At 53.6% G+C, this 12750-nt stretch carries 12 protein-coding genes; 6 read left to right on the top strand and 6 right to left on the bottom strand.

Annotated elements, in window-relative coordinates; translation table 11 throughout:
* Positions 1-159 precede the first annotated feature (159 nt).
* Positions 160-549, bottom strand: coding sequence for a winged helix-turn-helix transcriptional regulator (locus DLM_RS06165; protein WP_089085432.1), 390 nt, complete (start codon positions 547-549; stop codon positions 160-162).
* Positions 550-714: 165 nt separating this feature from the next.
* On the opposite strand from DLM_RS06165, the gene DLM_RS06160 reads away from it, so the two are divergent.
* The 5 genes from DLM_RS06160 to DLM_RS06140 all read left to right on the top strand — a co-directional run bounded on the left by DLM_RS06160 (position 715) and on the right by DLM_RS06140 (position 6315).
* Positions 715-1689, top strand: coding sequence for an alpha/beta fold hydrolase (locus tag DLM_RS06160; protein WP_197715516.1), 975 nt, complete (start codon positions 715-717; stop codon positions 1687-1689).
* 56 nt (positions 1690-1745) lie between these two features.
* Positions 1746-2504: an SDR family oxidoreductase gene (locus DLM_RS06155; RefSeq protein ID WP_089085431.1), complete on the top strand. Its 759-nt coding sequence runs from the start codon at positions 1746-1748 to the stop codon at positions 2502-2504.
* 22 nt (positions 2505-2526) lie between these two features.
* Positions 2527-3333 carry an oxidoreductase gene (locus DLM_RS06150; RefSeq protein ID WP_089085430.1) on the top strand — a complete coding sequence of 269 codons (807 nt, stop codon included), beginning with the start codon at positions 2527-2529 and terminating at the stop codon, positions 3331-3333.
* An 83-nt stretch (positions 3334-3416) separates the two neighbouring features.
* On the top strand, positions 3417-4871 hold the full coding sequence (locus DLM_RS06145) for an MFS transporter (RefSeq protein ID WP_089503686.1): 1455 nt from the start codon (positions 3417-3419) through the stop codon (positions 4869-4871).
* A gap of 259 nt (positions 4872-5130) precedes the next feature.
* Positions 5131-6315 carry a thiolase family protein gene (locus DLM_RS06140; RefSeq protein ID WP_089085429.1) on the top strand — a complete coding sequence of 395 codons (1185 nt, stop codon included), beginning with the start codon at positions 5131-5133 and terminating at the stop codon, positions 6313-6315.
* Between the two features lie 199 nt (positions 6316-6514).
* Here the strand turns inward: DLM_RS06140 and DLM_RS06135 are convergent, their stop codons facing one another.
* The 5 genes from DLM_RS06135 to DLM_RS06115 all read right to left on the bottom strand — a co-directional run bounded on the left by DLM_RS06135 (position 6515) and on the right by DLM_RS06115 (position 11577).
* Positions 6515-7366 (bottom strand): aldo/keto reductase, encoded by an 852-nt coding sequence (locus DLM_RS06135; protein ID WP_089085428.1) that lies wholly within the window; start codon positions 7364-7366, stop codon positions 6515-6517.
* A 45-nt stretch (positions 7367-7411) separates the two neighbouring features.
* Positions 7412-8848 (bottom strand): MFS transporter, encoded by a 1437-nt coding sequence (locus DLM_RS06130; RefSeq protein ID WP_089085427.1) that lies wholly within the window; start codon positions 8846-8848, stop codon positions 7412-7414.
* Complete coding sequence (locus DLM_RS06125; protein WP_089085426.1) at positions 8845-9429, bottom strand: NAD(P)H-binding protein; 585 nt, start codon at positions 9427-9429, stop codon at positions 8845-8847. The genes DLM_RS06130 and DLM_RS06125 overlap by 4 nt, the downstream gene beginning before the upstream one ends.
* 141 nt (positions 9430-9570) lie before the next feature.
* Complete coding sequence (locus tag DLM_RS06120) at positions 9571-10404, bottom strand: SDR family oxidoreductase (RefSeq protein WP_089085425.1); 834 nt, start codon at positions 10402-10404, stop codon at positions 9571-9573.
* A 24-nt stretch (positions 10405-10428) separates the two neighbouring features.
* Positions 10429-11577, bottom strand: a complete 1149-nt coding sequence (locus tag DLM_RS06115; RefSeq protein WP_197715515.1) for an iron-containing alcohol dehydrogenase — start codon at positions 11575-11577, stop codon at positions 10429-10431.
* A gap of 132 nt (positions 11578-11709) precedes the next feature.
* On the opposite strand from DLM_RS06115, the gene DLM_RS06110 reads away from it, so the two are divergent.
* A complete protein-coding gene (locus DLM_RS06110) occupies positions 11710-12660 on the top strand; it encodes a LysR family transcriptional regulator (protein ID WP_197715514.1) in 951 nt (316 codons plus the stop codon).
* Positions 12661-12750 lie beyond the last annotated feature (90 nt).

Genomic DNA, 12750 nt, shown 5'->3' with positions numbered 1-12750 from the left:
GGCGGTGCAGCTTCTTTGGTTTCCTGCAGGTGGCGTAGCACACACCTGGCACTACCCTGCTGTCTTGTCAGCCTGAGATACAAGCTGTTCAGTCACGCCATTTCACCCTGAAGAACATTGCAGGTGCAGCCAGAGACACCGGCCTGCATACCGGCTTGTTCATTCTCTTATTTCAGGTTGGCAGAAATGCTCGGGGGTAACGACCCCGGGTATGTGCTTCTGCCCCCACTGAGCCAGCGATTGCAATACGCCAGCCAAATCTGCCCCTTTGGGCGTGATGAAGTACTCCGCACGTGGCGGTTTGTCTTGATAAAACTCTTTTTTGACCAGGCCGGCTGCTTCCAGACGTTTCAACCTGTCAGCCAGGATGTTGGTCGGGATGGCCTCAGGTGAAGACTGGAATTCTCCATAGCGATGTTTTCCGGCAAGCAACAAATCACGCACGACAAGTAGCGTCCATTTGTCACCAACGATATCAAGCACATTGGCGATCGGGCAGGTGGAACGATACCCCTCAGGGCAGGCGGGAGTCGGGTTTTCATTTTTCATGTACAAAATTCTAGATAAGTCACTTGCATTTTACAAGTTTAGGTCTTAGCATTAACTTGCAATTTGCAAGTGACTAGACATTCCTGTTCCGTCAAGGCCCATGAGGCAGGGCTGGAATCGTGAATGCACAGCGCAATACCCCTCACAGAGCACAGGATGAATCACATGAATGACGCAGGCTCCACAATCGACTCTCAGGCTCGTCGCCAAGTTCTTCTCGGAGGCGCAGCGATGGCCGCGACAATTTCCCTTCCATTGACTGCCAACGCTGCCGCTCTATCCACCAGCACGAGCGATATCAGTTCAGCTGCATCGACAACCCGCTTTGTCGAGGTTGACGGGCGCAAGCTTGCTTACCGCTCTGTTGGCAAGGGCAAGCCGATTGTGCTATGTCATCGATTCCGGGGGGTACTTGGCCTTTGGGACCCTGCTTTCATCGATGCCTTGGCCGCGCAGGAATATCAGGTCATTACTTTTGACTACTCAGGTATCGGGCTGTCGACTGGTGAGCGAAGTTATAACCCTGGCGCCATGGTCAAGGATGTCCGGGACCTGATCAATGCCCTCGGCCTCAAGGATGTGGTGATTGGCGGCTGGTCGATTGGCGGGATTGTGGCGCAGATTTACCTGGCCATGTTCGGGCAAGAAGTAAGTCATGTCGTGCTGCTCGCCACAACGCCTCCCGGCCATCTGGTAAAGCCAGCCGAGCAACTCTTCTATGATGCGGCAGCGGTACCCGGCATCGGGCTGGAAAACTTCACGACCATCTTCTTCGAACCTGGCGACGAAGGCAGTCGCCTGGCATCCAGGCAGTCATTTGAACGCATCATTGCGCAAAAAACCCCGCGCAGCCCCGATGTACCTGCCGATTGGGCAATCAGCCAGATTGGCACCACACCGCGCAATCCGGTGTTTCCATCTGACGATGTATTGAATGTCCTGAAATCCACCAAAACCCCCATCCTGCACATCGGGGCGGATCACGACATCATTTTCCCGGTTGAAAACTGGTATGCGCTCAATGGCCAACTGCCAACCCTGAATTTGATTACTTACCCCAAATCCGGTCATGCCCCTCATCACCAATATCCTGAGATGGCCGCCACTCAAATCGCCGCCTTCATCCAGGGTTACGCATAAATCCTGAACGGGGCTGATAAACACTCTTCACTCAAACTGCAACAAAAGGACACATCATGAAGCTCGAAGGCAACACTATTCTCATCACCGGAGGTGCTTCCGGTATTGGACGAGGCCTGGCAGAGGCATTTCATCAGCGCGGTAACAAAGTCATCATCGCTGGCCGCCGTAAAGCACTCCTTGAAGAGGTCATCGCGGCAAACCCTGGCATGGAGGCCATTGAACTGGACGTGGCAGATCCTGCCAGCATTGGCGCCGCTGCCAAGGAACTCATTACTCGCTACCCGACACTCAATGTTCTGATCAACAACGCCGGCATCATGCCATTTGATAATGCAGCCGGTGAAATTGATGAAGCCACTTCCCGACGCCTGGTCGACACCAATCTGCTTGGCCCTATCCTGCTGACTTCTGCCTTGATCGAGCATCTGAAACGGCAGCCGCGCGCAACCATCATCTACAACACCTCGGTTCTGGCCTACCTGCCCTTGGCACCCAGTGCTGTTTATTCCGCCACCAAGGCCGGACTGCATTCTTATGCCCTGTCACAGCGCTTCATGCTGCGCGACAGCAATGTGACCGTTCAGGAAATTGCTCCGCCCTGGGTAGATACCGACCTGATCAAGAAAGGCGCAGATCCGCGCGCCATGCCGGTTGAAGCCTTTATCGCCGAAACCATGCAAGGGCTGGCAACAGAAATACCTGAAGTGGTGGTCGAAGCGGTTCGGGCCATCCGCGCCAATCCGGGACCGAATGAACATGCCCTGGTTGATGCTTTCAATGCCGATTTGGTAGCCAACCCACCTGCATTCTGAAATTCAAACAGGAGATAGCACCATGACGAATACCAAAGTTGTTCTTGTAACCGGCGTGTCATCCGGTATCGGACAAGCTACCGCGCTGAAATTTGCCAAACAGGGATGCCTGGTATTCGGCACGGTGCGAAATCTGACACAGGCACAACCCATCCCAGGGGTTGCGCTGCTGGAAATGGATGTGCGTGATGAAGATGCAATCCAACGGACCATCCAGACCATCATCAATCAGACCGGGCGAATCGACGTATTGATCAACAGCGCAGGAGTCACCTTGCTTGGTGCAATGGAAGAGACATCCATTGCAGAAGCGCAGGCCTTGTTGGACACCAACTTTTTCGGCCTGCTGCGCGTAATCAAGGCGGTACTTCCCTATATGCGCGCACAGCGCTCCGGTCGCATCGTGAACATCAGTTCGGTGTTGGGCTTTCTGCCAGCACCTTATATGGCACTTTATGCTGCGTCCAAACATGCAGTGGAAGGATTATCCGAGACGCTTGATCACGAAGTCCGCCAATTCGGCATTCGTGTGTCCTTGGTGGAACCGGCATTCACCAAGACCAATCTCGATATCAATGCACCACAAACCTGCACTCAAATACCAGCTTATGACCTGGAGCGTATTGTCGTCTCCATCGCCATTCAGACCAATGTCCAGCAAGCACCGAATCCTGACGGCGTTGCCGCAACCATTGTCGAGGCGGCACTGGGACGGTGGAAGATGCGCCACACACCCAAAGGCAAAGCCTCTTTACTGGCCAAACTGCGACGTTTCCTGCCTGCGGGACCAGTCAGCCAAGGGATAAGAAAGACCTTCGGATTAGTCTGAGGCAATCTGCGCCAGTCAGAAACAAATCATCGCAACGAACACCGTACTGCGAAATCCATGAGGCTGACAGCCGGGGCCAGTCAATGACAGATGCTCAGAGCAAGTCCATAAAACCCACGCCTAAAGACATGAAACACATACCTGAACACTTGGACCGCAGAACCTCCAGTCCCTGGCAAGTATTTTGGGTAGCCAGTCTGGCGGTGTTTATCGTATCGATGGACGGAACAATGCTGTTTTCGGCGTTCAGTGCCTTAAGGACTGGGTTCCCGCTTGCAACGCCAGCAGATCTGTCCTGGGTGCTTAATGCCTATACAGTAACCTATGCAGCCATGCTGATACCTGCAGGAGGCCTGGCGGACAAACATGGACGTAAAAAAGTCTTTCTGCTGGGCCTTGTGCTGTTTTTGATCGCATCAGTCGGCTGCGGATTGGCTGTCAGTGTGACATGGCTGGTGATAGCCAGAGTCTTGCAGGCTATCGGTGCTTCACTACTGACACCTTCCTCACTTTCCCTGGTGATTGCGGCATTCCCGGGAGACAAGCGCGCCATCGCTATCAGTTTATGGGGGGCAGTGGGCGGCCTGGCCGCGGCGATAGGCCCCAGTCTTGGTGCTTTCGTGATCGCAGCAATTGGCTGGCAGTGGGCCTTCTACCTGAATGTGCCAATAAGTGTGCTGGCCATCTGGCGTGGCACAACAATACTGAGGGAAACCAGGCAGACTTCCCGGCAGCAAGCGCCAGTAGACGTGCTGGGCATGGCATTGCTGATCATTGGCATCGCCGCCCTGGCGCTATCCATCGTGCAAGCCGAATCACCAGCGTGGTCGCAAAACGAACTGTTTGCCGCAGCCGGAGCAGGCCTTGTATGCACGCTGGGCTTTATTGCCTGGGCAGGTATCAGCCGCGCACCACTGGTGGACCTGGCGTTGTTTCGCAACGTCACCTACCGGTATGTCAATCTCGCCACCTTGAGCTTTGGCATCGCATTTTCGATGATGTTCTTTGCCTTCTTTTTCTACATGAAGTCAATCTGGCACTACTCGCTGCCACTGGCTGGTCTGGCGGTAGCACCAGGCCCGTTGATGGTCATACCGGTCGCAGCCATCTCGGGCAGGATAGCAAGTCGCCATGGCCACCGCGCCTTACTTGTAGCGGGATGTCTGATCTACGCCAGCAGTGCATTGTGGTTCTTGCTGGTGCCCGGCGCCAGGCCAGCGTATCTGACCCACTGGCTTCCAGGCATGCTTATCAGCGGGGTTGGTGTGGGAATGGTCATGCCGTCCTTGTCAGGTGCAGCGGTAAGCCACTTGCCGTCAAGTCATTATGCCGTCGGCGGTGCCATTAACCAGGCCATACGGCAAATTGGTTCGGTATTGGGCGTTGCCCTTACCGTGCTCTTGCTGGGTCGTGCAGGTCTGGAGAGAGCTGATTTCAATACAGTCTACCTCTGTCACATGAGCTTGGCCCTGCTGACGGCACTGCTATGCCTGCCTATCAATACACGCCCTGCAATGGCAGCAAGAACCGGCCACTAATGCCGCGGGTAAACCATCCGCTTATGTGAAAAACCCAATTCATTCAACAATATTACCGCACCATATAAAAAAGACAGAACGCTGAGCCATATAAAAACACAGCCAATATCATTGGCAGTACAAATATTCATGAACACAATAAAAGCAATCAATCTCCAAGCCAAGACATCAGCCAGATTCGCCTTAATTTTGCGTAGTCAGCATTAAAACTTTCCATTACCGCAGCACGGCCTCATATCTTAACAAACAGGAGATTAAAATGAGCCAACATGAAATTGTACTGTGTCACCCGGTACGAACCGCTATTGGTTCATTTGGTGGATCCTTGAAGTCCATCTCCGCCATGATGCTTGGTGGTGTCGTGATTCGCGAGACGCTAAGACGCTCCGGACTTGATCCTGAAAAAATAAATGGCGTGGTAATGGGTAATGTTATCCAGGCCGGAAACCGCATGAATCCTGCTCGCCAGGCCGCCATCGCTGGCGGTTTGCCCGAAGCGGTACCGGCCTTTACCGTCAACCGTGTCTGCGGGTCTGGTGTTCAAGCAATCGTATCTGCCGCGCAAGAAATCAGCTTTGGTTTCTCCAAAGCGATTATTGCAGGGGGCATGGAAAACATGGATATGGCACCCTACTTGCTACCCACTGGCCGATGGGGAGCGCGCATGGGCAATGTACAGACGCTTGACAGTATGCTGCATGACGGTCTGGTTGATGCATTTTCTCAAAAACACTCCGGATGGCATACAGAAGATCTGGTGGATAAATATAATATCAGCCGTGAGGATCAGGATCGCTGGGCTCTACGATCGCAACTTAATTTCTCTGCCGCACAACGCACTGGGGTATTCGATGCTGAAATAGCTGCAGTTGAGATAGAAACAAAAAACGGCATCCATCAGTTCAAACGGGACGAAGCCAATCGTCCAGATACAACGCTGGAAGTATTACAAAACCTGAAGCCGGCATTCCGTACCCCCGGCACCATTACCGCAGGTAATGCGCCAGGCTTGAATAGTGGTGCCGCAGCACTGATTGTGGCTGAAAGAAGTTTTGCTGAAAAAAACAACTTGGAAGCAGTCGCACGCTTAGTATCATTTGGCATTGCTGCGGTTGAACCGGGCATGTTTGGAATTGGCCCCGTACCTGCAGTCAAACAAGCTCTGGAGCGTGCCAACTGGACACTGGATCAACTTGACCGAATTGAGATTAATGAAGCTTTTGCAGCGGTCCCGCTCGCGGTAATGCGCGAATTGGGAATCGATGAAAACATTGTCAATGTCGAAGGTGGCGCCATTGCGCATGGACATCCAATTGGTGCAACCGGTGCGATATTAACGACGCGTCTGATTCACTCGCTCCAGCGAGCCGGGCTGAAACGCGGTCTGGTAACACTATGCATAGGCGGGGGACAAGGCATTGCCTTGGCAATTGAGCTGTTATAATTCTTGCATCACCCAATCAGGCTCAAATCAAACTACCGCGCATGATTGATTAAAAAGGCGGGGAAAGTCGACAAGACTCTCCCCGCCTTTTTCATTCCAAGGCACTGCCTAAAAAACCATTGAATAAAACCACGGCATTCGAATCACCATATCAGTCCTTGATTGCAATATGATTTGAATACCCAGTGCAAGCCTGGCATCAGGTAGGGCGATGTGCTTCGTAAAGCCACTTAACCATTGCAGGGTCTCGGTGATCAAAAAATGCACTGCTGGCCGTATCGAGCGTAGCAATTCTGGCCATATCTTCAGCACGCAATTCGAAATCCGTGATGGTGAAGTTTTCCAGCATCCTATCCGGACGGACGGATTTTGGAATGGCAACCACGCCGCGTTGCAGCAGCCAGCGCAGAACGACCTGAGCCACGGAACGACCATGCTGTTGCGCGATATCTTGCAATACTTCATTACCAAAAAGATTATTACGCCCCTCAGCAAATGGCCCCCACGATTCGATCTGGATGCCCTGCTCCTGCAAAAACCGTGCACTCGCTGTCTGCTGACAGAATGGGTGCGTTTCGATCTGGTTTACCGCTGGCACAACCTTGTTACGCATCACCAAATCCATGACACGATCCGGATGGAAATTACTGACGCCAATGGCACGGATACGTCCATCCCGGTACAACTGTTCCATGGCTTTCCATGAGCCATGGATATCACCATAGGGTTGATGGATCAGATACAGGTCCAGATAGTCCAGCTGCAGCCTTGCCATGGAACGTTCAAAAGCCTGTAGCGTCTGTTCGTAGCCTGTATCGTGCAACCAAAGCTTGGTCGTGATGAACAGTTGTTCACGTGGAATGCCACTGGATGCAATGGCACGTCCAACTGCCTCTTCGTTGCCATAGGAAGCTGCGGTATCGATCAGTCGGTAACCAGTCTGCAAGGCTGCCAAGACACAGGCTTCGCACTCAGCCTGGTCACTCATCTGAAATACACCGAATCCTTGCAATGGCATCTGAATGCCGTTGTTCAGTGTCGTTGTTTGCATATCATTCTTCCTTGTCAAGATGTTATACGCGCAATACCGATAAAATCAGGCCTCTTGCTCCGTGACCTTGTAATTTGTGTTCCGCTGATATGACTGGGTCACTGGATGAAAGCGGATGTAACGCATGGATACAAACAAAGCGATAATCAGGAATAGCGCTGACATATACAGAACATACCCGGTATGTAAAGCCATACCCGCCGCATCATAGGCAGTGGCATGTCCACCGGAATAAACCACAACCAGAATGGCTAGCCCCAAGGTTGCGCCAATCTGGTGAGCCACATTGAGAATACCGGAAGCAGCACCTGCATTTTCTGGCGCGACCCCGGCCACTCCGGCAACAGTCAGTGGTGCCAGCACCCAACCTTGTCCGAATCCCACCAGCAACATCGGTAACAGCACACCACCAACATAAGACAGGTGCACGGCACCAAGACCCTGCAACAAAACGCCAACGGCACAAACCGAGAGCCCTGTCAGCAAAATACGACGATGGCCAAAACGTTTTACTGCGACAGGCACAGTAAGCGAAGTAAGCATTTGGGGAATGGTTACCGGGATAAATGCCAATCCGGCCAACATCGGAGTGAAACCAAGTGCACCTTGCAAGTACTGTGCAGTAAAGAACCAGAAGCCAACCATCCCGCTCAGAAACAGCAGTCGCGCAAGGTAGGCAGCATTACGCTTTGCATCATTCAGCAGCGTCAGCGGCAATAACGGTTGCCTGGCCTTTGACTCAATCCGGATGAATGTCATCAATAGCACGAGTCCAATAGTCATGCTGCCCCAGGTCAATGACGATGCCCAGCCGGACTCAGCTGCTTCAACAATGCCAAATACCAGTGCACACATACCGAACGTGGAGGTCAGCGCACCGGCAATATCAAAGCGGCCTGTTTGCCGGGGAGTTTCATTTATATAACGCAAGCTTCCAATCATCAGCGCTGCGCCAATTGGAAGATTGATGAAAAATCCTGCACGCCAGGAAATAAGATCTGCCAGCAAGCCGCCAAGTACCATGCCAACCGTTGCGCCAATTCCGGCGGCGGCGGCATATAGCGACAGTGCGCGCGTGCGGGCGCGGCCTTCTGCAAAGTGCGTGGAAATCAAGGCTAGTGTCGATGGTGCCAACACCGCAGCACCCAAGCCCTGGACTGCCCGAAAGATGATCATCCAGGCTGGACTGCTTGCCGAGCCAATTGCAAGTGAGGCCAAGGTAAAAATGGCAAGGCCCGTGATGAACATGCGACGTCGGCCCAGAATGTCGCCAGTCCGTGCTCCCAGCATCAGGAAACCACCAAACGCCAGGGTATATGCATTCTGGATCCAGGACAGACCGGCTGGGGTAAAACCAAGTGCGGCCTGGATGCGTGGAAGCCCTGTCAACACGATGGACGTATCAACCACCAGCATCAGGTAACTCACCATGATGATGCTTAGCACCATGCCGTGGTTCACTGGCTTATTTTGAGGGTTCATGCTTTGCTCACACCCAGGCTCTGCCCAGTCTCCAAGCCTGGAGTCAGTGCAAGCTTGGTAATCAGCGTGGAAAGGCTGTTCAGCGATACCTCATGCCCTTTGAATGGCTCGCCTTTCCTGGTCAACTGGTAATTGAAGGATTGGTCACGTGTGAACCAACCGGGACGCAGCACGGTGTAGTCAAGCCCAGAGGCCTCTACAAGGGCTGCCGAATCTCGGTATGGGTCTAAAACGCTGCGGTATTTCTCCCCCGGCACTTCGCCATAAATACCCATCGAGCTGATGAAAATAAGACGACGCACACCAGCAGACTTCATTGCGGTGATAATGCTCTGCGCCTGAGCCGCCATATCACCTGCCAGATTGGCATAAACCACATCCTGACCATGCATTGCTGCCTGGAGTGCAGCTTGATCAAGGACATCGCCTTCAATCATGGACACACGTTCCGGATCTGGATTGGCAAGCCGGTTTTTTCGACGCAAATACAGGGTCAGCCGTACGTCTTGGTGAGCAAGAAGAAATGGAATGGTATGCCTGGCCAACTGACCATTGGCACCGAGAATCAAAATGTGTGTCATCAAAATATTACCTGTCACCTTACCCTTGACTACTCATTTCCTGACAGCAACATGTAGCCGGGAACAGAACATTACATAATGGCAAGCCGTCTTGTAACAAACGACTTGCCTTTCACTTGGCGAAGTAATGCAAAGCTATTCTTAATCCGGTGTCGCCAATGTTCCGGTTTTCATTGCTGCGATTACACCGCCATCAATCAGCAGGTCACTGCCGGTAACGAATGCGGCATCCGGTCCCAGCAAGAAAGACGCAGCCATGGCAATTTCTTCTGGCGGTGCCATGCGCTTGGCAGGGGATGCTTCAATCATGGCGCGGTACATGCCTCCGATTTCCGAGTTCAGCTCATGCAGTGCCAGCGGTGTGACAACAATGCCAGGACTGATGGAGTTCACACGTGCACCACGCGCACCCCAGCTGATTGCAGAGGCTTGCACACGGAGGTGGTTGGCGCGCTTGGCGATCATGTAAGCCACCACCGTATTCGGGATCGCCTCTGCTTGCAGGAAAGGCAGGGACAAGAGTTCTTCGGTCGGCGTATGCAGCAGCGCCTGGTCTTGCTCCGGCGGCAGCGCTGGCATCATGTGACCGGCCATGCTGGAGATGATCAAACCTGACCCTTTCGGTGCAATGACCTTCTCGAACTCATCAAACACTACCGCTGCGCCATACAGGTCGACTTTCAGCACATCTTCAACCGGTGCCATGTTTGGTGACAGGCCTGCCGTATTGACAACCTGCATCACATCCCCAAGTGCCGCTGCAGTCGCCGCCAGTTCCTGGACAGATTCACGCGAGGTGACATCAACCCGTTTCGTCTCAACCCGGTAACCGGCATCACGCATCGATTGCGCAGCCTGATTGAGGGTTGTCTCGTTGTAATCGGCCAGTAGCACGGTACGGCCAAAACCTTGACGACGTGCGATGGCAACACCGATACCACCCGCACCAATAATGACGATGACTTCATTGCTCATTGTTTTCTCCTTGATTGATGTGATTTAGAGGGCCAGTTGCAGAATCTCTGCCACAACGTCTCTCGTGTAGATGTCGGCAATACCAAACCACTGCGCATTGCCCAGCACTACATCAGTGATGGCTGGCAGATCGCCCCTGGTGATCCCGAGCTGTGACAGTCGTGTGGGGGTGCCGATGCGGTCAAACCAGCTTTCCAGTGCGACAATGCCTTGCAATCCGCCATCAAGATCAAACACCTGCTTGGCAAATCGCTGGAACTGGGACGGGTTGCGGTCGTGATACCACTTCATCCAGGCCGGCATGATGACTGACAGACCGGCGCCGTGCGGCACATTGAACAGTGCGGACAAGGCGTGCTCGATCATGTGATTGGGGTAGCTGAAACCGGCAGTCCCGGCGTAGATCAGGCCATTGAGCGCCTGCGTGGCCGCCCAGGCAAATTCGGCACGGGCCGGATAGTTGTCCGGCTGCTCCAGCAAGACCTGGGTATTCTCGATCACGGTCTTGACAATAGCCTCCACCATGCGTGAGTGCAGCTTCGGTTGCACCGTGGCGGTGAAATAACCTTCAATGCAGTGGGCAATGATGTCGGCCGCCGAATACACCAGATAGTCGCGCGACACCGTCTGCATCAGCGCCGGGTTGACAATGGACACGCGCGGGAAGGTATGCACCGACTGGATGGCAAATTTCTCTTTGGTGGCTTCGTTGGTCACCACTGCGCCACTGTTCATCTCGCTGCCGGTGGCCGCCAGCGTGAGGATGGAAAATACCGGCAGTGCGGAATCGATGGCTGCCTTGCCGATGAACAGATCCCACACATCACCGGCGTAAGCCACCCCGGCGGCAATGGCCTTGCTGCTGTCCAGCACCGAACCGCCACCCACACTGAGTACGGCCCCCACCTGATGACCGCGTGCCAGCGCAATACCGTCACGCACCTTGCTGAGCAGCGGATTGCTGACAATGCCGCCGAATTCGACAAATTCGATGCCTTGCGATGCCAGGCTCTGGCTCACCGTCTGAAACAGGCCGTCACGCTTGATGCGCTCGCTACCATAGCACAGCAGCACCTTGCTGATGCCATGTTCGGCCAGGTGCTGGCCGATGAGCTGCTCTTTGTCAGTACCGAAGTCAATCTTGGTGGGATTGAAAAAAGTAAAGTTGTTCATGTCTGTACCCTGCACTCTTGCTAGTCAGTGTCATTGATGAACGTAACTTTAATTTGCGGACAGACATTCAACTAGAGCATTATCATTTGTATGATATACAACTTTTTGATGTTAATTAAATCAGGTTAAAACATGTCAATTAACGAGCTGCGCTCCATCACCACCTTTGTCCGTACGGCCGAACTGGGCAGTCTGAGCAAGGCCGCACAGGCTCAACAGATCTCACCACAGGCTGCCAGCAAAGCCCTGGGACAGCTGGAACAGTACCTTGGCGTACGCTTGTTCCACCGTACTACCCGCAGCATGTCGCTGACCGAAGAAGGACAGCGCTTTCTGGAAGCGGTACAGCCTTCGCTGATTGGTTTTCAGCAAGCTCTCACCACGGTACGCAAAAGCAAGGACGAACTCTCCGGGCCGCTGCGCATCGTTGGACCGCGCACAACCCTGCATGCGGTGATAGGCCCGGTAATGGACGAATACTGTCGGCTCTATCCGGAAGTGCAAATGGATGTGCAGCTGGATGACCGCATAGGAAACTGGGTGGAAGACCGCATCGACGTCGGCTTCCGGCTGGGCAATTCACCACAGGAAGGGCTGGTGGCGCGCCGCCTGTTTCCCATGCAGCTGATTATCTGCGCGGCACCCAGTTATATACGCAAATACGGCATGCCACAGAGCCTGTACGAACTGGGTGCCCATCGTTGCAGCGCCTTTCGCCGGGCCAGTGATGGCCGTGTGGTGCCCTGGCGTGTACGGGTAGGCGACAGCATGCAGGATCAACCGGTCAATCCGGTCTTCTGTACCAATGACGAGACGATTGAATTGCGTGCCGTACTGGCAGGTGAAGTGATTGCCCAACTTGCTGCACCCACCGCAGCGCACCTCATCCGCAGTGGCCAGCTCGTGCCCATCCTGCTGGAAAACATGGCCGACAACTACAGTCTGTTCATTTATTACGGTAGCCGGGCTGCACAACCTGCACGTGTAAGACGCTTCATTGATCTGGCAGTAGACAGACTGACTGACTCTCCTGACTTCTTGCTGAGCAAAGAGGAACTCTCTCTGGCCTGTCACCGTTCTTGAGACCGAACCAATAGCTGATCATCTTCCTCATCACGCTTGGCAAGACGTCCATAAAGGCAAGGCCATGCTGCATGGCTGACGGACCAAATA

Origin of the sequence: Aquitalea magnusonii (assembly GCF_002217795.2) — a bacterium.
GTDB classification, from domain to species: domain Bacteria; phylum Pseudomonadota; class Gammaproteobacteria; order Burkholderiales; family Chromobacteriaceae; genus Aquitalea; species Aquitalea magnusonii_B.
The sequence above is the reverse complement of the archived record's forward strand: the minus strand, read 5'-3'. Positions and strand labels throughout refer to the sequence as shown.

Excerpts from the sequence above, each read along its gene's own strand:
- DLM_RS06160 (WP_197715516.1), top strand. The coding sequence starts at position 715 with ATGAATGACGCAGGCTCCACAATCGACTCTCAGGCTCGTCGCCAAGTT.
- DLM_RS06145 (WP_089503686.1), top strand. The coding sequence starts at position 3,417 with ATGACAGATGCTCAGAGCAAGTCCATAAAACCCACGCCTAAAGACATG.
- DLM_RS06110 (WP_197715514.1), top strand. The coding sequence starts at position 11,710 with ATGTCAATTAACGAGCTGCGCTCCATCACCACCTTTGTCCGTACGGCC.
- DLM_RS06115 (WP_197715515.1), bottom strand. The coding sequence starts at position 11,577 with ATGAACAACTTTACTTTTTTCAATCCCACCAAGATTGACTTCGGTACT.
- DLM_RS06135 (WP_089085428.1), bottom strand. The coding sequence starts at position 7,366 with ATGCAAACAACGACACTGAACAACGGCATTCAGATGCCATTGCAAGGA.
- DLM_RS06165 (WP_089085432.1), bottom strand. The coding sequence starts at position 549 with ATGAAAAATGAAAACCCGACTCCCGCCTGCCCTGAGGGGTATCGTTCC.
- DLM_RS06125 (WP_089085426.1), bottom strand. The coding sequence starts at position 9,429 with ATGACACACATTTTGATTCTCGGTGCCAATGGTCAGTTGGCCAGGCAT.
- DLM_RS06155 (WP_089085431.1), top strand. The coding sequence starts at position 1,746 with ATGAAGCTCGAAGGCAACACTATTCTCATCACCGGAGGTGCTTCCGGT.
- DLM_RS06140 (WP_089085429.1), top strand. The coding sequence starts at position 5,131 with ATGAGCCAACATGAAATTGTACTGTGTCACCCGGTACGAACCGCTATT.
- DLM_RS06120 (WP_089085425.1), bottom strand. The coding sequence starts at position 10,404 with ATGAGCAATGAAGTCATCGTCATTATTGGTGCGGGTGGTATCGGTGTT.
- DLM_RS06130 (WP_089085427.1), bottom strand. The coding sequence starts at position 8,848 with ATGAACCCTCAAAATAAGCCAGTGAACCACGGCATGGTGCTAAGCATC.
- DLM_RS06150 (WP_089085430.1), top strand. The coding sequence starts at position 2,527 with ATGACGAATACCAAAGTTGTTCTTGTAACCGGCGTGTCATCCGGTATC.